The organism is Streptomyces sp. NPDC006655, assembly GCF_040703965.1.
Taxonomy (GTDB): domain Bacteria; phylum Actinomycetota; class Actinomycetes; order Streptomycetales; family Streptomycetaceae; genus Streptomyces.
Genome location: NZ_JBEYJU010000041.1, coordinates 18,946 through 45,485 on the forward strand (window position 1 = coordinate 18,946; position 26,540 = coordinate 45,485).

A 26,540-nucleotide genomic window follows, 5' to 3' on the forward strand; every position below is an offset into this window, starting at 1 on the left:
GTGGCTCGGAAATCTGAGTAAGCGGTCGTTAACTGGTGACGGAAGGTCCCCGATCGGGCATACTCACTGCGCAGCCGCAGGTCAGCAGCTTCCGAGACCCGGAGGTGCCCACCTCGGCCGCACCCGACGACAGGCGGAGCCGCCCCCACCCGTGGGCCGCGACCGCCGGTGCCCGACAGGGAGGAGACCGACGCCATGTCCGACCGCGACCCGCAGCCGGTGGAGCGTCAACTGCCCACGGAAGAGGCGAGAGACCTGCTCTCGCTGGTCCGGGACATCGCCCGGCAGGAGATCGCGCCCCGGGCGGCCGAGGAGGAGGACGCCGGACGCTTCCCGCGGGGGATCTTCACCCTGCTCTCCGCATCAGGCCTGCTCGGCCTGCCGTACGACGCCGAGTACGGCGGCGGCGACCAGCCCTACGAGGTCTACCTCCAGGTCCTGGAGGAGTTGGCCGCGGCCCGCCTCACCGTCGGCCTCGGGGTCAGCGTGCACACCCTCGCGAGCTACCCGCTCGCCGCCTACGGCAGCAAGGAGCAGCAGGTCGAGCACCTGCCCGCGATACTCGGCGGCGGCCTGCTCGGCGCCTACTGCCTCTCCGAACCGGCCTCCGGCTCGGACGCGGCCTCCCTGCGCACCAGAGCCGTCCGCGACGGCGACTCCTGGGTGATCAACGGCACCAAGGCCTGGATCACGCACGGCGGCATCGCCGACTTCTACACGGTGATGGCCCGCACCGGCGGGGAGGGCTCGCACGGCATCACCGCCTTCCTGGTTCCCGGTGACGCCCCGGGCCTGTCCGGCGCGGTGCCGGAGAAGAAGATGGGCATGAAGGGCTCACCCACCGCCCAGGTCCACCTCGACGACGTCCGGGTCCCCGACGAGCGCCGCCTCGGAGAGGAGGGGCAGGGCTTCGCCATCGCCCTGTCCGCGCTGGACTCCGGCCGGCTCGGCATCGCGGCCTGCGCGATCGGTCTGGCCCAGGCCGCCCTGGACGAGGCGGTCGCCTATGCCACCGGACGGCGGCAGTTCGGGCACCCCATCTCCGACTTCCAGGGCCTGCGCTTCATGATCGCCGACATGGCCACCCAGATCGAGGCAGGCCGCGCCCTCTACCTCGCGGCGGCCCGGCTGCGCGACGCCGGCCGCCCGTTCGCCCGGCAGGCCGCCATGGCCAAGCTGCACTGCACCGACACGGCGATGAAGGTCACCACGGACGCCGTCCAGATACTCGGTGGCTACGGCTATACGGCGGACTTCCCGGTCGAACGCTACATGCGCGAGGCCAAGGTCCTGCAGATCGTCGAGGGGACCAACCAGATCCAGCGGATGGTCATCGCCCGTCATGTGGCAGGGCCGGAAAGTCGCTGAACTGCCCGCGTGCGACCGTCGGCGCCGCCAGCCTGACCCACTCCGGGTCGTGGCGGCCCGGCAGGGCGCGGCCCCGGTCGGCCCAGATCCGCATCAGCTCGCGGTAGATCGGCGGGTCCTGCGGCGTGGGCGGCGGAAGTGACGAGGCGGGCGGGGGCACGAAGATCCGGCGCTGACGGCCGAGGGCGGAGTACGTGGTCGTCATGCCCGGCCAACGCGGCGCCGCCCGCCCAGGTCACCGGTGCCCCGATTCGCGCGTGAGTTCGCGGGCGTCCGGTTGCGGATCCGGACGCGCCGATCCTGCACCACGGCAGTCCGCGCGCCATGGTGCAGGGCGACCACCGGAGTGCGGTGCGCCGGCTCAGGCGGCCTGACGGCCGAGGACACCGCCGCCGAAGCGCATCGCCGGTACGCGCATCGGGCGGGAGCCCGGGCCGCCGACGTGCGAGAAGGGCTGCGTCCGCCAGTCCAGACCCTGGGGCAGGGTGAGCAGGAGGGCCGTGTCCTGCTCCTGCGGCTCGGCCGACTCGTCCGCGGACGGGGCGTCGGCCGCGGCGCGGCCCGTACCGGCACAGACCGTGAGGCCGAACGGGTTCCACGGCGAGGCGCACAGCGCGTGCTCCGGCAGGAACTCCTCGTCCGCCAGCAGGGCGATGGGCTGCGCGCAGTCCGGGCAGATCACCCGGAACATCTCGAAGGTGTCGTAGGCGTCCGGTTCCTCGGCCTCGTAGAGGTCGGGTTCGACGCCCTCCGGCTCGGGCTCGACGACCAACTGCGGGCGCTTGGGCACGGAACGACCAGGGCGCTTAAGACTCTGCATGGGTACTCCCCCTCGGGCTGGGCCGGGACGGCACTGCGGCCTCGACCACAGCAAGCACTTCCCGTCCGGTCTCGGCGGTAATCACGAGACCGTCACGGAGCCGGTGCGAGGGCTGTGTCCTTCGTCACATGCCATTCGCAGGTGCCCGCTGCGGTGGCTTTGTCCCCCCGCGTGCGCCGCGGCGCGCCCTCCGTGACCTCAGGAACCGGCCATGACCTGCGTCGCCGAGGTATCCCGGGAGATCAGGCGCACGGTAGCTTTTGCGCCATGGAGGAGCTGGACCGTCACATCGTGCAGCTGCTCGTCAAGGACGGGCGGATGAGCTACACGGACCTGGGCAAGGCCACGGGTCTTTCCACGTCGGCCGTGCACCAGCGGGTGCGCCGGCTGGAACAGCGCGGCGTCATCCGCGGTTATGCCGCGGTCGTCGACCCGGAGGCCGTCGGGCTGCCGATGACGGCGTTCATCTCGGTGAAACCGTTCGACCCGAGCGCCCCCGACGACATCGCGGACCGACTGGCCGGCGTCCCCGAGATCGAGGCCTGCCACAGCGTGGCCGGGGACGAGAACTACATCCTCAAGGTGCGCGTCGCCACGCCCCACGAGCTGGAGGAGCTGCTGGCGCGGCTGCGCAGCCTGGCGGGGGTGTCCACGCGGACGACGGTGGTGCTGTCGACGCCCTACGAGGCCCGGCCGCCGAAGATCTGAGCGGTGGGGGCACGTTCACGTGGCCCCTCGTGACCGTGTGATCGGCGTGAGGGGCGAGACTGTTCCCCATGAGTGAGCGCACCGAGCAGTCCCGAACCGTCCTCCTCCGCCGCGGCGAGGTGCACAGCCCCGCCGATCCGTTCGCGACCGCGATGGTCGTGGAGCGGGGACAGGTCGCCTGGGTCGGGTCCGAGGGTGCCGCCGACGCGTTCGCCGACGGAGTCGACGAGATCCTCGACCTGGACGGCGCTCTCGTCACGCCGGCCTTCACGGACGCCCATGTCCACACCACGTCCACCGGGCTCGCGCTCACCGGCCTCGACCTGTCGGGGGCCACCTCGGTCGCCGAGACCCTCGCACTGGTCAGGGACTTCGCCGCCGCCCGCCCGGACGACCGGGTGCTGCTCGGACACGGCTGGGACGCCTCCCGCTGGTCCGGCGGCCGCCCGCCGAGCCGCGCCGAGCTGGACGCGGCCACCGGCGGACGCCCGCTCTACCTCTCCCGGATCGACGTCCACTCGGCCGTCGTGACCACCGCCCTGCTGGACCTGGCCCCGGACGCGGCGACCCGTCAGGACGCGCCGCTGACGGGCGACGACCACCACGCCGTGCGCGCCGCCGCGTTCGCTGCCGTGACGCCCGCCCAGCGTGCCGAGGCCCAGCGCACCGCCCTCGCGCACGCCGCCGCGCTCGGTGTCGGCACGGTGCACGAGTGCGGCGGTCCGAAGATCTCGTCCGAGGACGACTTCACGGATCTGCTGCGGCTCGCGGCCGAGGTGCCCGGCCCCCGGGTCGTCGGCTACTGGGCCGAGGAGAACGCCGACAAGGCGCGGGAGCTGGGCGCGCTCGGCGCCGCCGGTGACCTGTTCGTCGACGGTGCCCTCGGCTCGCACACCGCCTGTCTGCACGAGCCCTACGCCGACGCGGACCACGCCGGCGCCGCCTACCTGGACGCGGCGGCCGTCGCCGCGCACGTCGTCGCCTGCACCGAGGCGGGCCTCCAGGCGGGCTTCCACGCCATCGGCGACGCCGCCGTGACCGCCGTGGTGGAGGGCGTGCGTGCCGCCGCCGAGAAGGCCGGCCTCGCCCGCGTACGCGCCGCCCGGCACCGGGTCGAGCACGCCGAGATGCTCACCCCCGACCACATCGCCGCCTTCGCCGAACTCGGTCTGATCGCCTCCGTGCAGCCCGCCTTCGACGCCCTGTGGGGCGGGGCGGACGGCATGTACGCCCAGCGCCTCGGCGCCGAGCGGGCCCGCGCCCTGAACCCCTACGCGGCCCTCCTGAAGGCCGGGGTCCCGCTCGCCTTCGGCTCCGACAGCCCGGTCACCCCGCTCGACCCCTGGGGAACCGTCCGCGCGGCCGCCTTCCATCGCACACCCGAGCACCGCGTCTCCGTCCGCGCCGCGTTCACCGCGCACACGCGGGGCGGCTGGCGGGCGATCGGCCGGGACGACGCCGGTGTCCTGGTGCCCGGCGCGCCCGCCGACTACGCGGTGTGGCGCACCGACGAACTGGTGGTGCAGGCCCCGGACGACCGGGTCGCCCGCTGGTCCACCGACCCCCGCTCGGGCACCCCGGGGCTGCCCGACCTGACCCCTGGCCGCGCGCTGCCGGTCTGCCTGCGCACGGTGGTCGGCGGCCGAACGGTGTTCGTACGACCGGGCGAGTGACCGGGCCGCATTCGTACGGCCGGGCGAGTGATCTCCCGGGGTGGCGCGGCCGTGATCACCGGCCGCCGCCGCGTCGCGCGACCTGCGCATCCTCCGCTCTGACCAGGGGTTTGAGGGCGTCTGTGCAGGTCAAACGGCTGTTGACAGCCGACGGCAGCAGGCCGGTAGGTTCGGCGGAGTCCACCACCGGACGCCCGACCGGGGAGCAGTTCGCGCACTCGTCGCAGCGCCGCTGGGTCAGGGACGGTGCCCCGCACCGGGGCACCGTCACTGGGAGCCAGGCTCAGCGCCCGCGCCGACGAGGGAATGTTCCGGCCGGTCGGGAGGTGTGACCCGGGTGGGGCCCGGAGCTCAGTAGACAACGGCTTTCGGTCGACCCGCAGCCAGCGGGCCCCAGGTCGGCCCGAAGGGCACCGGGCCCCCATCCGCAGGGGAACGGATCGGCGGTCCGGGGGAACACGGTGTCGAAAGCGCGGATGACGGCCACCCGAAACGGGCATCCTTACCCCGTTCTTGTGCAATCGACACCGCCATACGAATGAGCTGTCACGTCTCCGCAGGCCGTGGCCACTATGGTGGTCCCCTGCGTACGACATGAAGGGGCAGCAGTGAACGACGGCGACGGGACCCTCGCGGCAAAGGCCCAGGGTAGGCAGTTCGGTCCGCTCGGCACGGCCTTGGTGATCATTCCGACCTACAACGAGGCGGAGAACATCAAGCCCATCGTCGGCCGGGTGCGCAAGGCCGTCCCCGAGGCGCACGTTCTGGTGGCGGACGACAACAGCCCCGACGGCACGGGCAAGCTCGCCGACGAACTGGCCGCCGAGGACGACCACGTCCATGTCCTGCACCGCAAGGGCAAGGAAGGCCTCGGCGCGGCCTACCTCGCGGGCTTCCGCTGGGGCATGGACAACGGCTACGGCGTGCTCGTCGAGATGGACGCCGACGGCTCCCACCAGCCGGAGGAGCTTCCCCGGCTGCTGACCGCGCTGAAGGGTGCCGACCTGGTGCTCGGCTCCCGCTGGGTGCCCGGCGGCAGGGTCGTCAACTGGCCGAAGTCCCGCGAGTTCATCTCCCGGGGAGGCTCGCTGTACTCCCGCCTCGCCCTCGACCTGCCGCTGCGCGACATCACCGGCGGCTACCGCGCCTTCCGCCGCGAGACCCTGGAGGGCCTGGGCCTGGACGAGGTCGCCTCCCAGGGCTACTGCTTCCAGGTGGACCTGGCCCGCCGCGCGGTCAAGGCAGGCTTCCACGTCGTCGAGGTACCCATCACGTTCGTGGAGCGCGAGCTGGGTGACTCCAAGATGAGCCGGGACATCCTGGTGGAGGCCCTGTGGCGGGTCACCTCGTGGGGCGTCACCGAGCGGGTGGGCAAGATCACCGGCAAGGGCGGGCAGTCCTAGCGGACTCGGCGCCCGTCCCGGAGTGCGGGCGGCGGCCGCCACCGTCGAGGCCCGGAAACCTGACAGATCCGGCTGATCATCCCCTTATCCCGCGCTGAGCCGGGCCCAGGCACACTGGGTGCATGACGACTGGCGCGCAGACCCCTCCGTACACCGACCGGCCCCGGCGTTCGCGGCTCGCCCGGTATCTGCCGCTGGGCCTCGCGGCATGGCTCGTCCTGGAGATCTGGCTGCTGACCGTGGTCGCCGGCGCGGCCGGCGGCACGACCGTGTTCCTGCTGCTCGTGGCGGGCTTCGTCGGCGGCGCCGTGGTCATCAAGCGGGCTGGCCGACGTGCCTTCCAGAGCCTCAACGAGGCGATCCGGCGCGGCGGCTCCCCGGAGCGCGGCGGTGGCAACGGCCTGATGATGCTGGGCGGCCTGCTCCTCATGATCCCGGGCCTGGCCTCCGACGCGCTCGGCCTGCTGCTCCTGCTGCCCCCGGTCCAGAAGGCCGTCTCCCGCCTCACGGAACGCACCATCGACCGCAGGCTCCGCGCGGCCGCCCCCGGCACCCTGGGCAACGCTTTCCAGCAGGCCCGGATGCACCGCCAGGACGGCCAGGTGGTGCAGGGTGAGGTGATCAGGCACGCGGGCCCCGACCGGGGCGACGAGCCGACGGGGGAGCGGCCGCCGCTGACGCGGTGACCCACCTGCCGCGGTGACCCTCCGCGGTCCCGTCCGGTAACACGAAAACCGAGGGCGCCGTACGTTCACAGAACGTACGGCGCCCTCGATGGGTTGTCGGCTTCCCGTTACACGGAACTATGCGGACTTGCGGCTGTCCCTCGGGTGAACCGCGATGTTCATCGCCCCGGAGCGCAGAACCGCCAGACGCTCCTCGAGGACCTCTTCGAGTTCCTCACGGGTGCGCCGCTCCATCAGCATGTCCCAGTGGGTACGCGCGGGCTTGGCCTTCTTCTCTTCAGGGCCGTCGCCGTCCACGAGGAGTGCCTGGGCCCCGCAGACCTTGCACTCCCACTCCGGCGGGATCTCCGCCTCGACCGAGAAGGGCATCTCGAAGCGGTGCCCCTTCTCGCATGCGTACTCCACGGCCTGGCGCGGGGCCAGGTCGATACCGCGGTCCGTCTCGTAGCTGGTCACCACGAGGCGCGTACCGCGAAGAGCTCGCTCACTCATGAATCGTGCCTCCCGGGCTTGTCGCCCACAGGACAGGTGTCGCTGTCGTCGTCATCCGGTCAACGTCCGGTCGGCGGTAAAGATTCCCGTTCAGGGTCATGCGTCGCCGTCGTAGCCGCCCCTTGTTGTACCCACCAGTGCCCGGTTTGTCACATCTGCTAACAGATGTCACCCAGCGTTTCGGCATCTTTGACGCGCAGTAACGGTACGCCTGGCAGGCCAAACGCGTACACTACCGCCCTTTCGCGTTGAACGCTAAATCTTCCCCGCTCGATCTTCCCTTGGATCTTTACGCTAGATCTTCCGCGGAACCGGGTTGCCCGCCTCGTCGATCGCCCGCCGTACCGGCACCCGCGCGAGCAGCGCGAACCCGATGACGAAGAAGGCCACCAGCGAGATGATCGCAGAACGGTAGCTTCCGCTGAGCTGGTAGGTGATCCCGAACAACAACGGTCCCAACCAGCTCATCCCCCGATCGCTCATCTCGTACGCCGCGAAGTACTCGGCTTCTTTGCCGGGCGGCACGAGATGGGAGAACAGCGAGCGCGACAGGGCCTGGCTGCCGCCGAGGACGAGACCGATGCCGCCCGCGAGGACGAAGAACCACACCGGTGCCCCGGCGGGCAGGAAGTACCCCGCCGCCAGCGTCACCGTCCACGCCACCAGCGACCCCAGGATCGTGCGCTTCGCCCCGTGGACCCGCGCCAGCCGCCCCATTCCCAGGGCGCCCGCCACCGCCAGCACCTGCACCATCAGGACCGCTCCGATGAGCGTCGACTGGCCCAGCCCGAGCTCCTCCGAGCCGTACACGGACGCCTGCGAGATCACGGTCTGGATGCCGTCGTTGTAGATGAGGTACGCCAGCAGGAAGGACAGCGTCAACGGGTGACGGCGCATGTCCCGGACGGTCGCCGACAGTTGACGCAGCCCAGGCGCCGTCGCCCCGGCACTCCGGCCGCCGCGGTCGCGCAGCCGACGCAGCGGCACGAGGGCGAAGGCGCCCCACCACAGACCCGCCGCGGCCAGACAGATGCGGACCGCCTCCGTCTCCGACAGGCCGAAGGAGTCGTGCGCCGAGTAGAGGACCAGGTCGGCCACGAGCACCAGCGAACCGGACGCGTAGCCGAAGGCCCAGCCCCGGGAGGAGACGGTGTCGCGTTCCTCGGGCGCGGCGATCCCCGGGAGATAGGAGTTGTACAGCATCAGCGCCACGGACTGGGCGGCGTTCGCGACGACCAGCAGCAGGCCGCCGAGCAGATAGCGGTCGCCGTCCAGGAAGAACATGCCGGTCGTCGCCGCGGCCCCGGTGTACGCGGCGACGCCCAGCAGACGCTTCTTACGGCCCGTGCGGTCGGCCGCGCCGGCCACCAGGGGCATGAGGACGACCGCCAGGACCACCGACAGGGAGACCGAGTAGGCGAAGAACGAGCCGGCCCGGACCGGGACGCCGAGCGGGTGCACATAGCCGTCGGCGTCCGCCGCGTGGTCGGCCACCGAGGTGAGATAGGGGCCGAGGAACACGGTGAGGACGCTCGTCGAATAGACCGAGCACGCCCAGTCGTAGAAATACCATCCGCGCTGTTCGCGCCGCAGTCCGGCAGCCTCGTCCAAGGCCCCCGTCCGCACGGTCTCCGTGCCCACCCGTGCCCTCGCCCTTCCCGCGGCGCCGCGCGCGTCTCAGACCCAGACGCCCCGGTCCGTCATGACCTCGCGCAGCGTGTCGATGTGATCGGTCATGATGCCATCGACACCCAGGTCCAGGAGCCGGTGCATCCGCGCCGGTTCGTTGATCGTCCACACGTGGACGTGCAGCCCGCGCGCGTGGGCGGCGCGCACGAAGCGCCGGTCCACCACCGGGACCCCCGACTGGGACTCGGGCACCTGGGCCGCAACCGCCGACCGGCGCACCGCCGCGGGCAGCCCCCAGGAGCGCAGTCGCAGCCCGACCACACCACGGGTGCCGAACGAGGTGGCGAGCCGGGGTCCGGCCAGCCGCTGCGCCCGCAGCACCCGCGCCTCCGAGAAGGAGCCGACGCAGACGCGGTCGTAGGAGTCCGTCTTCTCGATCAGGTCGAGAAGCGGGCGGAGGGCCGGCTCGGCCTTGGCGTCCACGTTCCAGCGGACGTCCGGGAACTCCTCCAGCAGCTCCTCGAAGAGGGGCAGCGGTTCGCGGCCCGCCACGCGCGCGTGCCGTACGTCGTCCCACGGCAGGTCGGCGATCCGGCCGGCGCCGTCGGTGACCCGGTCCAGCGTGTCGTCGTGGAAGGCGACGAGCCTGCCGTCCGCGGTGGCGTGGACGTCGGTCTCGATGTACCGGTAGCCGGCCTCCACCGCGCGCCGGAACTGCGCCACGGTGTTCTCCAGGCCGTCCGCGGCCCCGCCCCGGTGGGCGAAGGCGATGGGGCCGGGGTGGTCCAGGTACGGGTGGCGTTTCGGCGTGCTCACTCCGGCAGTATCGCGTGTTCCGGTGACCCCGTGGCAACGACGGTGCTGCGGCCGGATGCCGCCCGGACGGCGAACGCCTTCAGGAACAGCTGCGCGAGCGGCCCGATGGACACGGCGTACAGGAGCGTGCCGACGCCGACGGTCCCGCCGAGCACGAAACCGGTGACCACGACGGCCACCTCGATCCCGGTCCGGATCAGCCGGATCGAACGTCCGGTACGACGGTGCAGCCCCGTCATCAGACCGTCCCGGGGCCCCGGCCCGAAACTCGCCGCGATGTACAGGCCGGTCGCCGCCCCGTTCAGCACGATTCCCGCCGCCATCAGCGGCACCCGCAGGGCGAACCCGTGCACCGCCGGGACGACGGCGAGCGTGGCGTTCATCGCGAGGCCGATGACGAAGACGTTGGAGATCGTGCCGAGCCCCGGCCGCTGGCGCAGCGGGATCCACAGGACCAGTACGGCCGCGCCCACGATGATCGCCACCGTGCCGATGTCGATCCCGGTGTGCCTGGCGAGGCCCTGGTGCAGCACGCCCCAGGGCTCCAGGCCGAGACCGGCCACGACGAGAAGCGCGGAGCTCACGCCGTACAGCGTGAGTCCCACGTAGAGCTGGACCAACCGTCGTGCGAGACGGCCGTGCGTGGACAAGTGGACACCCCCGAGGGGAGAGGTGGAAAAGGTGGCCTGACCCGTGTCACTCTGTGGCTTGGGAGGAAGAGCCATCCATGGCCAATTCGGGGAAGGTGGACTGATTCTCATGGCGCAGTGGACGTCGGCGGTGGGGGCCGCGCAGCTCGCCCGGCTGCTCAACTCGCAGCAGGACCGGCTGGCCGGCCCCGGCACCCGGCGCCCGCCCGCCTACCGCGCGCTGGCCGACGGCATCCGGCTGCTCGTGCTCGAAGGCCGCGTCCCGGTCGCCGCCCGGCTGCCGGCCGAACGGGAACTGGCGCTCTCCCTGTCCGTCAGCCGGACGACCGTGGCGGCGGCCTACGAGGCGCTGCGCGCGGAGGGGTTCCTGGAGTCCCGGCGCGGCGCCGGCAGCTGGACCGCCGTCCCGGCGGGCAACCCGCTGCCCGCCCGGGGCCTCGAACCGCTGCCCCCCGAGGCGCTCGGCTCGGTGATCGACCTCGGCACCGCCGCCCTGCCCGCCCCCGAGCCCTGGCTGACCCGGGCGGTCCAGGGCGCCCTGGAGGAGCTCCCGCCCTACGCCCACACCCACGGCGACTACCCGGCCGGCCTGCCCGTGCTGCGCGCGATGATCGCGGAGCGCTACACCGCGCGCGGCATCCCCACCATGCCCGAGCAGATCATGGTCACGACCGGTGCGATGGGCGCGATCGACGCGATCTGTCATCTCTTCGGGGGCCGCGGCGAGCGCATCGCCGTCGAGTCGCCGTCGTACGCCAACATCCTCCAGCTGATGCGGGAGGCGGGCGCCCGGCTGGTGCCGGTGGCGATGGCCGAGGGGCTGGGCGGCTGGGACGTGGACCGCTGGCGCCAGGTGCTGCGGGACGCGGCACCCCGGATCGCGTACGTGGTCGCGGACTTCCACAACCCCACCGGGGCGCTCGCCGACGACGACCAGCGACGCCGGCTGGTGGACGCGGCGCGCTCGGCGGGGACGGTGCTGGTCGCCGACGAGACCATGAGCGAGCTGTGGCTGGACGAGGACGTGACCATGCCCCGCCCGGTCTGCGGCTTCGACCCGGCCGGTTCCACGGTCGTCACGGTCGGCTCCGCCAGCAAGGCCTTCTGGGCGGGCATGCGCATCGGCTGGGTACGGGCGGCCCCGGAGGTCGTCCGCAGTCTGGTCGCCGCGCGCGCCTACGCCGACCTGGGCACCCCGGTGCTGGAGCAGCTGGCGGTGAACTGGCTCTTCAGCACGGGGGGTTGGGAGCAGGCCGTCGACCTGCGCCGGGCTCAGGCCAGAGAGAACCGGGACGCCCTGGTGGCCGCGGTGCGCCGGGAGCTGCCGGACTGGGAGTTCGAGGTGCCGAAAGGCGGCCTGACGCTGTGGGTCCGGACCGGCGGGCTGTCCGGCTCGCGGCTCGCGGAGGCGGGGGAGCGGGTCGGCGTGCGGGTTCCGTCCGGTCCCCGCTTCGGGGTGGACGGGGCCTTCGAGGGGTATGTGCGGCTGCCGTTCACTGTGGGGGGAGCGGTGGCGGAGGAGGCGGCGGCACGGCTGGCCGCGGCGGGGCGGCTGGTGGCGTCGGGGGCGAGCGGGGGGAGCGAGGGGCCGAGGTCGTTCGTGGCGTAGCGGCCCTGCCGCGACCGGCCTTCCCCGGCCCCCGCCTCAGCCCTCGGCCACCGCGGCTTCCATGGGCGGCGCTCCGGCCTGCTCCACCACCCCGCTGCGCGGCGGCAACAGGGCCAGTACCGCCTCCCGGTCCACCTCGCTCGTCGCGTCGTCGTACGGGTCCGGTGTCGCCGGCACCTGAAGGCGCAGTACCGGCCCGTGCCCCAGCCGGGCGTAACCCCGCCCCGGCGGCACCTGGGCCAACGGCGTGGTGTGCGGCGGTGCCCCCAGCACCGCCGTCAGCTCGTCCGGCAGCGCGGGTCCCAGCACGACCCGCGCGCGCGTGTGCTGTCGTACCGCCTCGCTCAACGTGTCCGCGCTGTCGAGGTGTTCCGCGACCGCCACGGTGACGTTCGCCGCGCGGCCGTGCCGGAGGGGGACCTGGAGGAGCGACTGCGGGTCCTCCTGGCCGTCCGCCGAGGCCAGGTGGACGAACGCGCTCGGGCGGTCCAGCAGGATCCACAGCGGACGTCGGCAGTCCTCCGGCGGAGTGTGACCCGCCTGCCGCGCGAGGTTGAGCGCGATGAGCCGCCGCTCCGTCTCGTGCGCGGCCCACTCCAGGCTGGCCAGCGCCCCGGCCAGGCCGCACTCCACGGCGAGCACCCCGTCCCGGCCGCTGAGGCAGGCGTACTCGCCGGTGCCGCCGCCCTCGACGACGAGCACGTCGCCGTACTGGAGGGCCTGCAGGGCGACGGAGCGCAGCAGGGTCGAGGTGCCGCTGCCGGGCCGGCCCATGATCAGCAGGTGGGGTTCGGTGGAGCGGGCGCCGGTGCGCCAGACGACCGGCGGCACGTCCCGCTGCTCCTCGCCGTACCCGAGCGGGAGCGTGCGCAGGACCTCGGTGGGGTCGGTGAAACCGAGGACCGTCTCGCCCGGCGTGGTGACGAAACGCTGGGCGGCGATGTCGGTGGGCAGCGGGGCGAGGACGGTCACCGTGAGCTGGTTGGCCTCCTCGTCCCACGCGAAGTGGTACTCGCGGCCCCGGCCGGACTTCGCGGTGAGCAGGTGCTCGATCCCCGCGCGGGCCGCGGGGTCGCCGTCCGGGAAGTACGCGGGGTAGCGGATCACCAGCTGGCCGATCCGGCCCGTGTCGTCGAACTCGTGGGCGAGGAAGGCCTTGTCCCACTCCCCGCCGTGTGCGTACAGCGGCGCCGGGTCCTCGGCGGCCGAGAAGTACGGCACCAGGGCCTCGTACAGGGACCGGAGTCGCTCGGTCTGGGACTCGTCGGGGCCCTCCGGCGGGGGCGGGGTGCGGTCGCGGCCCTGCCAGGCGCTCGCCGCCATCAGGGTGATGACGGCGAGCAGTGGTCCGTACGGCACCAGTGCCACGACCAGGACGGCCGAGGCCGCCAGGAAGAGCAGTGGCCCGCGCTTGTCCTTGGGCGTGTCCGCCCACCTGCGCCGTCCGGCCGAGGCCAGCCGGCTCAGCCCGCGGGTGACGGTGATGAGCGGGTGGAGGACGTCGGTGGCGTTGTCGGCAGCCGTCCGGGCCAGCTCCCGGCTTCGGGCGAGCTGCGCGGTGCCGTTGCTCAGAATGCGGGGGAGGGGGCGCCGGGCCACTGCTGTCTCCTGATGGTGCGTACGGGCGGGACGAGCGTCAGAACTTGATACCGCCGAGCAGGCTCGCCAGGCTCTCGCCGCCGGCCTTGATGCTCGGCGCGATGGCCGTGCTGGCGAGGTAGAAGCCGAAGAGTGCCGAGACCGTGGCGTGCGAAGGCTTCAGGCCGTCCTTGCGGAAGAAGAGGAAGACGATGATGCCGAGCACGATGACGCCTGAGATGGAGAGGATCATTGAGATCTCCTGGTGTCGAGGGGGGACAGTCACCATGAGTTCTTCCAGCATCACAGATGGTATCCATACGATTAAAGGTGCAATTGGGTGAATCTCGGTATATTTCACTCTGCTGGTGGATCACTCTCGACCGGAGCTGACCGGATTGCCCGCCCATCCCGAACCAGTACGCTGTCGATTCACTCGTACGTCCCGCAGCACACAGAGAGGCGGTCCCGGCGATGACCGAAGCCCCCGACCCCGAGGTCGTGGAGCTGGCGACCAAGATCTTCGATCTGGCCCGGCAGGGCGGGACCGAGGCGCTCGTGGCGTACCTCGACGCGGGCGTTCCGGCCAACCTCACCAACGATCGCGGCGACTCCCTCGTGATGCTCGCCGCCTACCACGGGCACGCCGAGGCGGTACGTGAGCTGCTCGCCCGGGGCGCCGAGGCGGACCGGGTCAACGACCGAGGTCAGACACCACTCGCCGGAGCGGTCTTCAAGGGCGAGACGGAAGTGATCAGAGTGCTCCTGAAAGCGGGCGCGGACCCGGCGGCGGGCACTCCGTCGGCCGTCGACACCGCGCGCATGTTCGGGAAGGCGGACCTTTTGGAACTGTTTGGTACCCACTGACCCATCTGTTCTGACCAGCTAAAACACACAAAACGGGGGAGGCGGTACAGGGCCGCCGAAATTTCGGTCGCGGCAGGTCGAAGTGCCGAGTCATCATGACGTCGTGATTCACGGACGCGATGGCTGGGCAGGTGTTGCCGCACCGCGCGGGCCGTGATCGGCCCGCGTGGGCCACTGACGAGAGGCAGAGAGAAATGGTCTACAGCAAGCAAGAGACGGCGGGCGCCCCGACGTTGTGTCACGCGGCCAGGTAATGCGTGTTCCCCGGTTGTGTCGACGCTTGATGTGAGGCTGTTTCCCATGTTCGATCCGGTCATAGCGCCCAGCGGTACGCTGCTCGGCCTGCTCCAGCGGGGCCGAGGCGACGGCACGCTGCACGCGCTCACCGCCCCGCGCGCCGAGGCGCTCGCGGCTCTGAACCACTGTGTGCTGAGCGACCCCCGCCACGACTGGCAGGTGGAGAACCGCTCCCTGTACTACGCCCGGCTCTACCTCGACCTGAACGGCGAGCTGGACGCCATCGAGGCACACCTCTTCGATCCCGAGGACGTCCTCGATCCCGAGGAGTCCCGCACCGGCCTCGCGCTGGCCGTGCTCGGGCATCTCGCCTCCTACGGCAGGAGGGACGCCCTCGAACTGCTGCGCAGGTACGCGGCGTGCGGCGCCAACTGGGCCTGGGCCCTGGACGAGCTGGCCCTGCGGGACGACGACGCGGGCCTGCGCGCCCTCGCCGCCCCGGTGCTCGCCCGCTTCGCCGCCGACGCCGAGGGCGAGGCCGAGCTGGCCGCCGCCGTACGGGACGCCTTCGAGCCACGGCCCTGGCGGCTGTGGGCCGAGGACCCCCGCGAATCGATCGCCACGCGCGTGCGTGCCGCGCAGGAGACCGGCTGCTTCGATCGCTGGCAACGCCAGATGCGACCTGCCGGGCCCCGTCCGGGGTGGAGTGTGCGGGCGGTCTTCGAGTGGGCCCAGCAGGGCATCGAGCGGGGTGCGGCACTCCATGTGCCCGCCGCCCGGTGTCTGGTCGCCGTCGCCGGACCCGAGGACCGGCCGGAGATCCTCCGGGCCGCCCAGGACGGCACCGACGGAGCCCGCTGCACCGCGTTGCGCTACCTCGCCGACAGCAACGACCCCGCCGCGCCGGACCTGATCGAGGCCGCGGTGGCCGACGGTACGGCCACCGTGGTGGAGGCCGCCGTCGACGCCTTCGAGCGCATGCGCAGCATCGCCGCCGTCGACCGCGCCCGTGGCTGGGCCCGCCGCCCCGACGCGCTCGGTGCGGCCGCCGGCCGGATGCTCGCCTGCCGGGGCGGCGCCCAGGACAGCGAACTGGTCCTCGCGGCGCTCCGGGAGGCCGTACGCGGGGAAGGCCCGGACGCACCGACCCTCTGGACGCTCGTCGACGGCGCCGGACGGCTCGGCATCGCCTGCGCCGCCCCCGTCCTGCGGCACGTCTACCGCGAGACCGCCTCGTCCCACCTGCGGGGCCGCACCGCCCGCGCCCTGGCCGCCACCGACCCCTCCTTCGCCACCGGCTTCGCCGTCGAATGCCTGTGGGACTGCGAGGAGACCACCCGCGAGATCGCCGCCCGGCACGCCGAGACCGGTGACGCCCGGGTCGTGGAACAGCTCCGCCGGCTCGCCGCCGACCCCGCCGAGGAGGCCGAGGTCCAGACGGCCGTACGCAGCCGCATCGGACCGGACGCACCCGCCATGTGACACGGGACAACGGGGGACACGGCGGCATCGGCATCACGGGAACCACGGGGGACCGTCACACGTTTCAGGTGCGGACGACTGCCCGCCGGGTGAACGAGCGGTGACCGGCAGACCGGCCGGACATGGACACCGGCTGACCCGCTCGGGTGTGCAGAGCAACGCTCATGGGACGTTTAACATCCGGAAAGATCCACTTTGACGCGGCCACGTCCAGCACGGCGACAACACCGGTATGCGTGTCGTCATCGTGACCGAATCCTTTCCCCCCGATGTGAACGGCGTGGCCCACTGCGCGCTCCAGACCGCCCGACACCTCGTCGATCGCGGTCACGCTCCCCTCGTCGTCGCTCCCGCTCCCGCTCCCGGAAACAGGCTCGCCGCGGCCGAAGCGCCCTGCCCTGTCGTCCACGTCCCCTCCCTCCCGCTTCCGGGCTATCCGCAGGTCCGCGTGGCCCTCCCCAGCCGCAGACTCGCGGCCGCGCTGATCGGGCACCGCCCCGACGTGGTCCACCTGGCCAGCCCCTTCATCCTCGGCGTCCGCGGCATGGCCGCCGCCGCCCGGCTCGGCATCCCCGCCGTCGCCGTCTACCAGACCGACCTGGCCGGATACGCGCGTACCTACGTGGGCGCCGGCGAGGCGGCCGCCTGGCGGCGGATCCGGTCCGTCCACGGTGCCGCCGACCGCACCCTCGCCCCGTCCACCGCCTCGATCGGCGACCTGGAGGCGCACGGCGTCCCCCGGATCCAGCTGTGGCAGCGCGGCGTGGACACCGTCCGCTTCCGCCCCGAGTTCCGCGACGAGGCGCTGCGCCGCGAGATCGCCCCGAACGGCGAGGTGATCGTGGGCTACGTCGGCCGTCTCGCCCCCGAGAAGCAGGTCGAACTCCTCGCCGGGGTCTGCGCCCTGGAGGGTGTGAAGGTCGTGATCGTGGGCGACGGGCCCGCTCAGGCCCACCTCACCGAGGCGCTGCCCGGCGCGGTCTTCCTCGGCCGCCGCACCGGCGACGACCTCGCCCGGATCTTCGCCTCGTTCGACGTCTTCGCCCACACCGGCCCCTTCGAGACCTTCTGCCAGACCGTCCAGGAGGCCATGGCCAGCGGGGTCCCGGTCGTCGCCCCCGCCGCCGGCGGCCCCATCGACCTGGTCGACCACGGCCGCACCGGTTTCCTGGTCCCGCCGCGCGACGCCGGGGCCGTACGGGAGGCCGTCGCCTCCCTCGTCGCCGACGCCGGCCTGCGGACCGCGTTCGGCGCCGCCGCGCGGGCCACCGTCGAGGGCCGCACCTGGGCCGCGGTCGGCGACCAGCTGATCGGCCACTACGAGGACGTGCTCGCGGCACGCCGGCCGGTGGTGGCGGCATGAGCGCCTCCCCGTCCGTCCCGCCGGCGCCGCTGCGCATCGTCCGGCTGGCGAACTTCGTCGCCCCCGCCTCCGGGGGGCTGCGCACCGCCCTGCGCGAACTCGGGAAGGGCTTCGTCGCGGCAGGTCACGACTCCGTCCTGATCGTGCCCGGCGAGCGCTACTCGGACCGGGACGAGGAGCAGGGCCGGGTCATCACCCTGCCCGGCCCGCTGCTGCCCGGCACCGGCGGTTACCGCGTCCTCGTCGACAAGCGCCGGGTGCAGACCCTGCTGGAACACCTCGCGCCCGACCGCCTGGAGGTGTCCGACCGCACCACCCTGCGCTGGACCGGCCGCTGGGCCCGGCGCGCCCGGATACCCGCGGTGATGGTCTCCCACGAGACCGCCGACGGCGTCCTGCGCACCTGGGGCATGTCCGAGAACATGTCCCGCCGCACCGCGGACGCGCTCAACGCCCGCACCGCGCACACCTACGCGCGCGTGGTGTGCACCACCGAGTTCGCCGAGCGCGAGTTCGTCCGCATCGGCGCCCGCAACGTCGTCCGCGCGCCGCTGGGCGTCGACCTGGTGAGCCGCCACCCCTCGCTGCGCGACCCCGACCTGCGGGCCCGCTACGCCCGCGAGGACGAGACGCTGCTGGTGATGTGCTCGCGGCTGTCCGTGGAGAAGCGGCCGGGCACCGCCCTCGACGCCGTGGACGCGATGGTGCGGCGCGGGCGGCGGGTGGTCCTGATCGTCGCCGGTGACGGGCCGTTGCGCGAGCGTCTCGAACAGCGGGCGCGGGAGCGCAGGCTGCCGGTCACCTTCCTGGGACACGTCTCCGACCGCGGCACCCTGGGCGCACTGCAGGCGTCCGCGGACGTGTGCCTGGCGCCCGGGCCGGCGGAGACCTTCGGGCTCGCCGCCCTGGAGGCCATGGCCTGCGGGACCCCCGTGGTCGCCAGCGCGTCCTCCGCGCTGCCCGAGGTGATCGGATCCGCGGGGGCCACCGCGGCCGACCGCGGAGAGGCGTTCGCCGACGCCGTGGAGACGATCCTGGAGCGGTCCGCCGCCGAACGCCGGGACACGGCGCGTGCGCGTGCGGAGTGCTTCGGGTGGCGAACGGCCGTGGAGGCGTTCCTCGACGCCCACGACGCGCCGCTGACGTGCCGCCGGGACGAGGACCCGGCGACGGCACCGGCCCGCCGTGTCGTGCCGGAGGGCGTGGCATGAGGACCGTACGGTTCGTGGCGCTCGGGGACTCGCTGACCGAGGGCGTGGGCGACCCCGCGGGCGACGGGTGGCGCGGCTGGGCCGCGCTGCTGGCCGGCGGACTCGCCGCGCAGGACGTGGACTTCACGAACCTCGCGGTCAGCGGGGCGCAGACCCGGGACGTGCTGGAACGCCAGACTCCGGCCGCCCTGGAACTGCGCCCCGACATCGTCGCGGTCGTCATAGGCGTCAACGACACCCTGCGCTGCACCTTCGACATCCACGCGGTGGCCGAACGGCTGGACAAGGTCTACGCCGCCTTCACCGCGTCGGGCGCGACCCTGCTCACGGCCTGCCTGCCCGATCCCGGTTCGATGCTCGGGCTGCCGGGTGCCCTGGCCCGCCCGCTGGCCCGCCGGCAGCGCGCGGTCAACACGGTGGTGCACGCGCTGTCCGAACGGTACGGCGCCGTCCATCTGCACGCGGCGGAGGGCGCCTGGCTCACCGACCGCGCGATGTGGAGCGCTGACCGGCTGCACCCCGGCGAGCGCGGGCACCGGCAGCTCGCCGTCCGCTTCCACGCCCTGCTCGCCCCGTTGGGCAAGGCGACCGGGACGGCGCCGTCGTCCGAGCCCGAGTTCCCGGCGCCGACCAGGAAGGCGAGCCTGCTCTGGCTGGCCACCGCCGGTACCGCCTGGGTGATCAGGCGCTGCCGCGACCTGCTGCCCCAGCTGCTGCGGCTGGCCGTCGACGAGATGTGGCACCGTCGCAAGGGCACCAGCGCCCGTCTGGACCTGAGCGCGTCGGCCGCCGTCTCCGCCGCACTGGCCGCCCTCCAGCCACCGGAGCGCCCGGCCGACGCCGCGTGACGGGGCGCCCGGACGGTTCAGCGGCGGCGTACGGTCACGAAGCGCACCGGGGTGCCCGGGACCGCCTGGGCCGCCGCCGGGAGGTCGGCGGCGCGGACCACCGCGATCACCGGGTAGCCGCCGGTGGTCGGATGGTCGGCCAGGAACACCACCGGGCGGCCGTCCGGGGGGACCTGCACGGCGCCGAGCACCATGCCCTCGCTGGGGAGTTCACCGGGCCGGGCCCGCTCCAGGGCCGGCCCCTCCGTGCGCAGCCCGATGCGGTTGCTCGCCGACGACACACGGTACGCACGCGTGGTGAACACCCGGGCGGCCTCGGGTGTGAACCAGTCGGCCCGCGGACCGGGCGTCACCCGCAGCACCAGCTCCGTCGGCGGGGACGGCTGCGGTACGACGTCCACGCGCGCGTACGGGCCCGCCGGAGTGCCCAGCGGCAGCACGGTGCCGTCCGCCAGCGGTGCGGGTCCGAGCCCGGAGAGCAGGTCCGTGGCCCGGCTGCCCAGCACCTTATCGACGGCGATCCCCCCGGAGACGGCCACATAGCTGCGCACCCCGGACAGCGCCGCCCCCACTTCCAGCAGCTCTCCGGCCGGCACCACGACGGGCGCGCCCCACGCGGCCGGCCGGCCGCCCACCGCCACCGGGCACGGCGCGCCCGTGACCGCGACCACCACCGCGGAACGTGCCCGCAGGGCACAGCCGTCGAGGGTGGTCTCCAGGACGGCCGCCTCGGCCCGGTTGCCGACCAGGCGGTTGGCGAGGGCGGCGGCAGGCGCGTCCAGGGCTCCGGAACGGGGCACCCCGAGATGCGCGTACCCGGGCCGCCCCCGGTCCTGCACGGTGGTCAGCGCCCCGGCCCGTACGACGACCAGCGCACGATCGGTCATACGTCCCCCACCGGTACGAACCGGACCCGTGTCCCCGGCGCGAGCAGCGCGGCCGGCACGCGCGCGTGGTCCCACAGCACCGCCTTTGTTGTCCCGATCAGCTGCCAGCCGCCCGGCGAGGAGCGCGGGTAGACGCCGGTGTACGGCCCGGCCAGCGCCACCGCCCCGGCGGGCACGGCGGTGCGCGGGGTGGCCCGGCGTGGCACGTCGTAGCGGTCCGGCAGCCCGGTCAGGTAGCCGAAGCCGGGCGCGAAGCCGCAGAAGGCGACCGTGAACTCGGTGCCCGCGTGGATACGGGCCACCTCCCGTTCGGTCACCCGCCAGTGCGCGGCGACATCGGCGAGGTCCGGACCGTCGTACCGCACGGGGAGTTCGACCGCGGCCCGCACGCGTGGAGGAGTGCGACGGAATTCTGCGGTGGTCAGCTCGGCGGCCCGGCGGGCGGGGTCGTCGACGCCGTCGAGCAGGACGGTGCGGGCGGCCGGCACGATCTCGCGGACCGTCAGCGAGCCCTCCGCGCGGCGGCGCACCAACTCGTCGTGCAGCCACTGCGCCTCGGTGCCGGAGCCGACCTCCACGAGGAGGGCGTCGTCACCGACGGGACGGACGGTCATCGGCAGCGGGGTGCCGCTTGCCGCTTCCGGGCGCACGCGAAGGCTGTCGCTCCGGGGACGGCCGCCGCTCACGCGAAGGCCGCCACGGTCACGCCCGCGTCCGTGAGCCGTGCGCGCACCCTGCGCGCCAGCTCCACGGCGCCCGGGGTGTCGCCGTGCAGACAGAGCGAGCGGGCGCGTACGGCGATGCGCGCGCCGGAATGCGCGGTGACCGCGCCGGAGCGCGCGAGTTCCACCGAGCGCTCCACGACCGCCTCCGCGTCGCTCACCACCGCCCCCTCCCGCCCGCGCGGGACGAGCGTGCCCTCGTCCGTGTACGCACGGTCCGCGAACGCCTCCGTGACAGCCGGCAGCCCCGCCTTCGCCGCCAGGGCCAGCAACCGCGAACCGGGCAGCCCGAGCACGGGCAGCGAGCCGTCCGCGAGGAGCACCCCGTCGACCACCGCGGCGGCCTGCTCCTCGTCGTGCACCACCCGGTTGTAGAGCGCGCCGTGCGGTTTCACATAGGCCACGCGCGAGCCCGCGGCGCGGGCGAACACCTCCAGCGCGCCGATCTGGTAGGCCACTTCGGCCGCCAGCTCCGCGGGCGGCACGTCCATCGCGCGCCGCCCGAACCCGGCCAGGTCCCGGTAGGACACCTGGGCGCCGATCGTCACCCCGCGCCCCGCCGCCAGCTCGCACACCCGCCGCATGGTGGCCGCGTCCCCCGCGTGGAAACCGCAGGCCACGTTGGCGCTGGTGACGACGGACAGCAGCTGCTCGTCGTCGGTGAGCCGCCAGCGGCCGAAACCCTCGCCGAGGTCGGCGTTCAGATCGATCGAGGTCATGGATCGGCTGTCTCTCCTGTCAGGCCACGCGGAACTGCTCGTCGCGGGCGTCGCTGATGAACATCTGTCCCGGCGCGTGGGTGATGGCGAACGGCGGCCGGGAGGCCGTCACCGCAGCCTGCGGGGTCACCCCGCAGGCCCAGAACACCGGGATGTCGTCCGCTTCGGCGTCCACCGGGTCGCCGAAGTCGGGCCGGCCGAGGTCGTCGATGCCGAGCGCCGCAGGATCGCCGCAGTGTACGGGGGAGCCGTGCACCGCCGGGAGCAGGCTGCTCTCCCGGATCGCGGCCGACAGGTGCTGCGGCGGCACCGGGCGCATCGACACCACCATCGGCCCGCGCAACCGCCCCGCGGGGCGGCACGGACGGCTCGTCACGTACATGGGCACGTTCCGGCCCTGCTCGACATGCCGGATCGGCACCCCGGCCGCGGCCAGCGCCCACTCGAACGTGAAACTGCAGCCGAGCAGGAACGACACCAGGTCGTCCCGCCAGTACGCCCGCACGTCCGTCGGCTCGTCCACCAACTCCCCGTCCCGCCACACCCGGTAGCGAGGCAGGTCGGTGCGCAGGTCCGCGCCCCGCGCGAGGACCGTGCCGGTGGCACCGGCGTCGGTGACGTCGAGCACCGGGCAGGGCTTGGGGTTGCGCTGGCAGAACAGCAGCATCTCGTAGGCCCAGTCGGCCGGCACCGAGATCAGGTTGGCCTGGGTGTGACCGGCCGCGACCCCGGCCGTGGCACCCGTGAGGCCGGCCCGGAAGCGGGCCCGGGCGGCTTCCGGGCGCCACGCGTGCGCGTGCCCGTCGGTCAGGACGACAGGGCGGTCCTCGGCCGAGAGGACGGGTTCCGTGCGCTTCACGCCAGTTCCTTTCCGCGCGTCTCCGGCAGCCCGAGCAGTGCCAGGGCCGCGAGTCCGTAACCGGCCGCGCCGAAGACCAGCGCGCCGCCGACGCCCCAGCTGTCGGCCAGGAAGCCCACCAGGGTCGGGAAGACCGCGCCGACCGCGCGTCCCGCGTTGTACGTGAAGCCCTGCCCGGTGCCGCGCACCTCCGTCGGGTACAGCTCGCTCAGGTACGAGCCGAAGCCGCTGAAGATCGCCGACATGCAGAAGCCGAGCGGGAAACCGAGCACCAGCAGCAGGGTGCCGGCGCTGCCGGGAATGTGCGCGTATGCCAGCACACAGACCGCCGAGAGCAGCGCGAACAGCCAGATGTTGCGCCGTCGGCCCAGCCGGTCGGTGAGGTACCCGCCGGTCAGATAGCCGAGGAAGGCCCCGGAGATCAGGAAGGCCAGATAACCGCCGGTGCCGACGACCGACAGACCGCGCTCGGACTTGAGGTACGTCGGGATCCAGGTCGCCAGCGTGTAGTAGCCGCCCTGGACGCCCGTGGACAGCAGACCCGCGAAGACGGTGGTGCGCAGCAGCCCCGGGGCCCCGGCCGTACCCGGCCGGAAGATCGCCGCGAACGAGCCGCGTGCCGCGCTCCGTTCGCGCGCGGCCGTCGCCTGCGGGGCGTCGTGCACCCGGCGCCGCAGCCACACCAGGAGCAGCGCGGGCAGCGCACCGGTCCAGAACATCACCCGCCAGGCCAGGTCGTCGCCGACGAACGAGAAGACCAGCGTGTAGACGATCGCCGCGAGGGCCCAGCCGACGGCCCACGCGCTCTGCACCGCGCCCAGGGTGCGGCCCCGGTGCCGGGCGCTCGCGTACTCGGCGACCAGGATGGCGCCGACCGCCCACTCGCCGCCGAAACCGAGGCCCTGCAGGGCGCGGAACACCAGCAGGGTCTCGTAGTCGGGCGCGAAGCCGCAGGCCACCGTGAAGACCGCGTAGGTGGTCACCGTGATCATCAGGGCCCGGACCCGGCCGACCCGGTCCGCGAACACGCCCGCCGCGGCGCCGCCGACGGCGGAGACCACCAGGGTGACCGTGGTGAACAGGCCGGTCTGGCCGCTGTCCAGGCCGAAGTACGCCGCGAGCGCGACCATGCTCAGCGGCAGGGTGAAGTAGTCGTACGAATCCAGGGCATAGCCGCCGAAAGCGCCGGCGAACGCGCGCCGGCCGCGGGGGCCGAAGGCGGGCAGCCAGCCGAACGCGCCCTCGCGGGAGGGGTGTCCACCTCCGGCCGGGTGGGTGTCGGAGGTGACGGCTTGGGGTGGCGGGGTCGTGCTCATGGGCACCTCGCAGATGAGGGACGGAGGGTGCGGGGACCGAGCAGTGCGGAGCCGTTCCATGAGGAGCGCGGTGGGGCGCGGTGGGGCGCGGTGGGGCGTGGTGGAGCGTGATCGAGCGCGGAGGAGCGTGATGAGCACCGTAGGGGATTGTTCAACGATCCTTCAATAGCTACGTTGTCTCGTCCTTGGGTCTGCGGTTGAATTCGGGCATGACAGAGCAGCTGACGGGACTGGCCGACGACCGCGCCCTCCTCGGGCGGACCAGCACCGCCGAACGCGTCTCCGACATCCTCAGGAGCCGGATCGCCGACGGCTACTTCCCGCCGGGCACCCGCCTGTCGGAGGACGGCATCGGCGGCGCCCTCGGCGTCTCCCGCAACACCCTGCGCGAGGCGTTCCGGCTGCTCACCCACGAACGCCTGCTCGTCCACGAACTCAACCGGGGCGTCTTCGTCCGGGTCCTGACGGTCGAGGACGTCGAGGACATCTACCGCACCCGCGTCCTCGTCGAGTGCGCCGTGGTCCGCGGCCTCGGCGAGCCGCCGTACGCCCTGGACGCACTGGCGGCGGCGGTCACCGAGGGGCAGTCGGCGGCGGCCGGAGATGACTGGAAAGCAGTGGGTACGGCCAATATCCACTTCCACCGCGAACTCGTCGCCCTGGCCCGCAGCGAACGCACCGACGAACTGATGCGCAGCGTCTTCGCCGAACTCCGCCTGGCCTTCCACGTGGTGGACGACCCCCACGCCCTGCACGAGCCGTACCTGGCCCGGAACCAGGAGATCCTCCAGGCGCTGCGAACCGGTGACCGACACGGCGCGGAACACCTGCTGGAGACGTACCTCACGGACTCCCTGGAACGAGTGGTGGACGTCTACCGCCGCAGGGTCGACAGCGCCCCATGAGTCCGGCCGGTACGACCCTCACTGCTACGGACCACCCGCGGTCGCCCGGCGCTCGTGGCGGAGCCGTCCCGCGTCGTTTGGGCCGTTGTCAGACCAAGGACCTAGTCTGTGCACCGTGACTTCGCCTGCACTGACGGACAGCGTTCCGCCCCAGCTCAGCGCGGGGCCGCGCCCGGCGCCGGGCCCGGCCGCGGACGAGGGGCTGGCGCGGCGGCTGCGCGCGCTCGCCTGCACCGCGCCGCTGCACGACCTGGACGCCCGCAAGGCGAACCTGGCCGGCGAGTACTCGGTGTACGGCATGGCCGAGGTGGCGCTCTCCGCCATCGACCTGGTCACGCTGAACATGGACTTCGACACCGGCGCCGACCACGAGCAGATCGTCGCCCGGCTCATCCCGCGCATCTCCGCCCAGACCCCGCACCGTCCCGCCGCCGAGCACGAGCGGGTGGCCCGCTGGGTCCTGGAGAACCTGATCAACGTCGGCAGCGTCGACCGCGGCTTCCGCGCGGTGTACGGCACCTTCGCGCCCGACGGCTCGTACGTCCGCCGGGACTACGACTTCAAGCTGATCGAGGAGGTGCCGGGCCCGGGCGGCACGGTCTACCTCCGCACGACCGACGAAGCGGTCAACGTCCTGGTCGGCGCCCTCGACACGGACGTCACCAGCGCCCAGATCGCCGCCGAGGTCAAGCTGGAGGTGCTGATCAACCGCGGCCGGCTGGCCGACGCCCAGCTCGCCGCCGAGCAGGCCCGCTACCGGACCGTGCAGTACTCGGAGAGCCTGCGCCGCGCCCTGGAGGCCACCCGGCGCAACGTCCGCGCGGTGGACTGGCTCAACGCCGTGCCCGACATGATCGCCGAGGCGCTGGACCACGTCGCCGACCGGTACCGGCACGAGAACGCGATCCTCACCAACATCCGCAAGGCCCGCGACGAGACCGAGGACGCCGAGAACAAGCGGCGCGCCGCCGAACTCGTCGACATCGTCAAGGACTGCATCCGCCGGCACACCCAGTTGCAGTCGCGACTGCTGGAGGCCGGCCCGCTGTTCCGCGCGGAGCAGGACCGGCAGGCGTTCGCGACGCCCATGACGACGTCCGGGATAGACCTGTACGGGCATCTCGTCGCGCCGGTCCTGCCGTTGCCGCTGGAACAGGCGAGCCGGGTCACCGGGGCGTTCTTCGCGCGGGGGACCGGGCTGCGGACACCGGTCGCGGTGCGGGTGGGCGACCTCGTCGACATACTGCTGACCCCGCCCGTGGAGCGGGAGCACCTGGGTGCGGAGATGCCGGAGCCGGACCTCATCGCCACACCGGACGACAGCCGGTTCAGCGAGTCGCAACTGGCGGCCGCGATGGAACTGCTCGACCTGCCGGCCGACGCGCCGCGGCGGTTGTCGGGGCTGCTGGCCGAGGCGCGCCGCACCGATCCCGAGCTGCCTTACCTGGTGGCTCTGTTGGCGGTGCACGCGGCCAGCCCCGCGGTCGGCACGGCGTACCGGCAGGGTGAGGAGAAGCTGCTGTTCGCCGTGGACGACGGGACGGAACTGGACGATCCCGAGTTCGGCGGGGCGGATCTGATCGTGGGCACCGCTCTGCTGGACGCGGCCGGGATGGCCGCGGACCGGACCGAGGCCGCGTGATGTCGGGTGTCGGGTGTGAGCCCCGAAAGTCCCTCCCAGTTGCTGAGTTC

Annotated in this window: 27 protein-coding genes; 13 read left to right on the top strand and 14 right to left on the bottom strand. The window is 73.1% G+C overall.

All coding sequences use genetic code 11. From position 1 onward, the window contains the following. Positions 1-195: 195 nt before the first annotated feature. The gene (locus AB0958_RS23655) at positions 196-1,368 is read left to right on the top strand and encodes an acyl-CoA dehydrogenase (protein ID WP_366892453.1); all 1,173 of its coding nucleotides are present in this window, start codon (positions 196-198) and stop codon (positions 1,366-1,368) included. On the opposite strand, the gene AB0958_RS23660 is transcribed toward AB0958_RS23655, so the two are convergent. Both AB0958_RS23660 and AB0958_RS23665 read right to left on the bottom strand, forming a co-directional pair. Continuing rightward, positions 1,331-1,573 carry a hypothetical protein gene (locus AB0958_RS23660; RefSeq protein ID WP_165939559.1) on the bottom strand — a complete coding sequence of 81 codons (243 nt, stop codon included), beginning with the start codon at positions 1,571-1,573 and terminating at the stop codon, positions 1,331-1,333. The two genes, AB0958_RS23655 and AB0958_RS23660, sit on opposite strands and share 38 nt — an antisense overlap. Positions 1,574-1,729: 156 nt before the next feature. Further along, positions 1,730-2,188 carry a hypothetical protein gene (locus AB0958_RS23665; RefSeq protein WP_366892454.1) on the bottom strand — a complete coding sequence of 153 codons (459 nt, stop codon included), beginning with the start codon at positions 2,186-2,188 and terminating at the stop codon, positions 1,730-1,732. A gap of 267 nt (positions 2,189-2,455) precedes the next feature. Here AB0958_RS23665 and AB0958_RS23670 point away from each other — a divergent pair, with 267 nt between their 5' ends. From AB0958_RS23670 to fxsA, 4 genes are all read left to right on the top strand, one after another. Beyond that, on the top strand, positions 2,456-2,896 hold the full coding sequence (locus AB0958_RS23670) for an Lrp/AsnC family transcriptional regulator (protein WP_355733233.1): 441 nt from the start codon (positions 2,456-2,458) through the stop codon (positions 2,894-2,896). Between the two features lie 68 nt (positions 2,897-2,964). Then, positions 2,965-4,569, top strand: a complete 1,605-nt coding sequence (locus AB0958_RS23675; RefSeq protein ID WP_366892455.1) for an amidohydrolase — start codon at positions 2,965-2,967, stop codon at positions 4,567-4,569. Positions 4,570-5,177: 608 nt separating this feature from the next. After that, positions 5,178-5,972, top strand: a complete 795-nt coding sequence (locus tag AB0958_RS23680; protein ID WP_366892456.1) for a polyprenol monophosphomannose synthase — start codon at positions 5,178-5,180, stop codon at positions 5,970-5,972. Between the two features lie 122 nt (positions 5,973-6,094). Next, positions 6,095-6,658, top strand: coding sequence for an FxsA family membrane protein (gene fxsA, locus AB0958_RS23685; protein WP_366892458.1), 564 nt, complete (start codon positions 6,095-6,097; stop codon positions 6,656-6,658). A 117-nt stretch (positions 6,659-6,775) separates the two neighbouring features. Here fxsA and AB0958_RS23690 read toward each other — a convergent pair whose 3' ends face one another. The 4 genes from AB0958_RS23690 to AB0958_RS23705 form a co-directional block, all read right to left on the bottom strand. Beyond that, a complete protein-coding gene (locus AB0958_RS23690; RefSeq protein ID WP_003977404.1) occupies positions 6,776-7,150 on the bottom strand; it encodes an RNA polymerase-binding protein RbpA in 375 nt (124 codons plus the stop codon). 294 nt (positions 7,151-7,444) lie between these two features. After that, on the bottom strand, positions 7,445-8,791 hold the full coding sequence (locus AB0958_RS23695; protein WP_366892460.1) for an MFS transporter: 1,347 nt from the start codon (positions 8,789-8,791) through the stop codon (positions 7,445-7,447). 36 nt (positions 8,792-8,827) lie between these two features. Continuing rightward, a complete protein-coding gene (locus tag AB0958_RS23700; protein ID WP_366892461.1) occupies positions 8,828-9,595 on the bottom strand; it encodes a glycerophosphodiester phosphodiesterase in 768 nt (255 codons plus the stop codon). Continuing rightward, on the bottom strand, positions 9,592-10,245 hold the full coding sequence (locus AB0958_RS23705; protein WP_366892462.1) for a hypothetical protein: 654 nt from the start codon (positions 10,243-10,245) through the stop codon (positions 9,592-9,594). Before AB0958_RS23705 ends, AB0958_RS23700 begins: the two co-directional genes overlap by 4 nt. A 109-nt stretch (positions 10,246-10,354) precedes the next feature. On the opposite strand from AB0958_RS23705, the gene AB0958_RS23710 reads away from it, so the two are divergent. Continuing rightward, the gene (locus AB0958_RS23710) at positions 10,355-11,854 is read left to right on the top strand and encodes a PLP-dependent aminotransferase family protein (RefSeq protein WP_366892463.1); all 1,500 of its coding nucleotides are present in this window, start codon (positions 10,355-10,357) and stop codon (positions 11,852-11,854) included. 36 nt (positions 11,855-11,890) lie between these two features. On the opposite strand, the gene AB0958_RS23715 is transcribed toward AB0958_RS23710, so the two are convergent. Beyond that, positions 11,891-13,453: an ABC transporter ATP-binding protein gene (locus AB0958_RS23715; RefSeq protein ID WP_366892464.1), complete on the bottom strand. Its 1,563-nt coding sequence runs from the start codon at positions 13,451-13,453 to the stop codon at positions 11,891-11,893. 37 nt (positions 13,454-13,490) lie between these two features. Next, the gene (locus tag AB0958_RS23720; protein ID WP_046731976.1) at positions 13,491-13,685 is read right to left on the bottom strand and encodes a hypothetical protein; all 195 of its coding nucleotides are present in this window, start codon (positions 13,683-13,685) and stop codon (positions 13,491-13,493) included. 221 nt (positions 13,686-13,906) lie between these two features. Between AB0958_RS23720 and AB0958_RS23725 the strand changes: the two genes are divergently transcribed. Both AB0958_RS23725 and AB0958_RS23730 read left to right on the top strand, forming a co-directional pair. Next, positions 13,907-14,299, top strand: a complete 393-nt coding sequence (locus AB0958_RS23725; RefSeq protein ID WP_366892465.1) for an ankyrin repeat domain-containing protein — start codon at positions 13,907-13,909, stop codon at positions 14,297-14,299. Positions 14,300-14,599: 300 nt separating this feature from the next. Continuing rightward, positions 14,600-16,018 (top strand): HEAT repeat domain-containing protein, encoded by a 1,419-nt coding sequence (locus AB0958_RS23730; protein ID WP_366892466.1) that lies wholly within the window; start codon positions 14,600-14,602, stop codon positions 16,016-16,018. Positions 16,019-16,082: 64 nt separating this feature from the next. Here the strand turns inward: AB0958_RS23730 and AB0958_RS23735 are convergent, their stop codons facing one another. After that, positions 16,083-16,349: a hypothetical protein gene (locus AB0958_RS23735; protein ID WP_366892500.1), complete on the bottom strand. Its 267-nt coding sequence runs from the start codon at positions 16,347-16,349 to the stop codon at positions 16,083-16,085. Between AB0958_RS23735 and AB0958_RS23740 the strand changes: the two genes are divergently transcribed. The 3 genes from AB0958_RS23740 to AB0958_RS23750 are packed head-to-tail and all read left to right on the top strand — an operon-like array spanning position 16,251 to position 19,440. Beyond that, entirely contained in the window at positions 16,251-17,381 is a 1,131-nt protein-coding gene (locus AB0958_RS23740) for a glycosyltransferase family 1 protein (RefSeq protein WP_366892467.1), read from the top strand. The genes AB0958_RS23735 and AB0958_RS23740 overlap by 99 nt on opposite strands. Beyond that, entirely contained in the window at positions 17,378-18,592 is a 1,215-nt protein-coding gene (locus AB0958_RS23745; RefSeq protein ID WP_366892468.1) for a glycosyltransferase, read from the top strand. Before AB0958_RS23740 ends, AB0958_RS23745 begins: the two co-directional genes overlap by 4 nt. Then, positions 18,589-19,440, top strand: coding sequence for an SGNH/GDSL hydrolase family protein (locus AB0958_RS23750; protein WP_366892469.1), 852 nt, complete (start codon positions 18,589-18,591; stop codon positions 19,438-19,440). The genes AB0958_RS23745 and AB0958_RS23750 overlap by 4 nt, the downstream gene beginning before the upstream one ends. A gap of 17 nt (positions 19,441-19,457) precedes the next feature. Here the strand turns inward: AB0958_RS23750 and AB0958_RS23755 are convergent, their stop codons facing one another. The 5 genes from AB0958_RS23755 to AB0958_RS23775 form a co-directional block, all read right to left on the bottom strand. After that, positions 19,458-20,327 (bottom strand): biotin-dependent carboxyltransferase family protein, encoded by an 870-nt coding sequence (locus tag AB0958_RS23755; RefSeq protein WP_366892470.1) that lies wholly within the window; start codon positions 20,325-20,327, stop codon positions 19,458-19,460. Then, entirely contained in the window at positions 20,324-20,941 is a 618-nt protein-coding gene (gene pxpB / locus AB0958_RS23760; RefSeq protein WP_366892471.1) for a 5-oxoprolinase subunit PxpB, read from the bottom strand. The genes AB0958_RS23755 and pxpB overlap by 4 nt, the downstream gene beginning before the upstream one ends. 68 nt (positions 20,942-21,009) lie before the next feature. After that, positions 21,010-21,768, bottom strand: a complete 759-nt coding sequence (locus AB0958_RS23765; RefSeq protein ID WP_366892472.1) for a 5-oxoprolinase subunit PxpA — start codon at positions 21,766-21,768, stop codon at positions 21,010-21,012. Between the two features lie 19 nt (positions 21,769-21,787). Then, entirely contained in the window at positions 21,788-22,627 is an 840-nt protein-coding gene (locus tag AB0958_RS23770) for a putative hydro-lyase (protein WP_366892473.1), read from the bottom strand. Further along, positions 22,624-23,943: an MFS transporter gene (locus AB0958_RS23775; RefSeq protein WP_366892474.1), complete on the bottom strand. Its 1,320-nt coding sequence runs from the start codon at positions 23,941-23,943 to the stop codon at positions 22,624-22,626. Before AB0958_RS23775 ends, AB0958_RS23770 begins: the two co-directional genes overlap by 4 nt. 209 nt (positions 23,944-24,152) lie before the next feature. On the opposite strand from AB0958_RS23775, the gene AB0958_RS23780 reads away from it, so the two are divergent. Together AB0958_RS23780 and AB0958_RS23785 are read left to right on the top strand one after the other, a co-directional pair. Continuing rightward, positions 24,153-24,848, top strand: a complete 696-nt coding sequence (locus tag AB0958_RS23780) for a GntR family transcriptional regulator (RefSeq protein WP_366892475.1) — start codon at positions 24,153-24,155, stop codon at positions 24,846-24,848. A gap of 115 nt (positions 24,849-24,963) precedes the next feature. Continuing rightward, positions 24,964-26,490, top strand: a complete 1,527-nt coding sequence (locus tag AB0958_RS23785) for a hypothetical protein (RefSeq protein WP_366892476.1) — start codon at positions 24,964-24,966, stop codon at positions 26,488-26,490. Positions 26,491-26,540 lie beyond the last annotated feature (50 nt).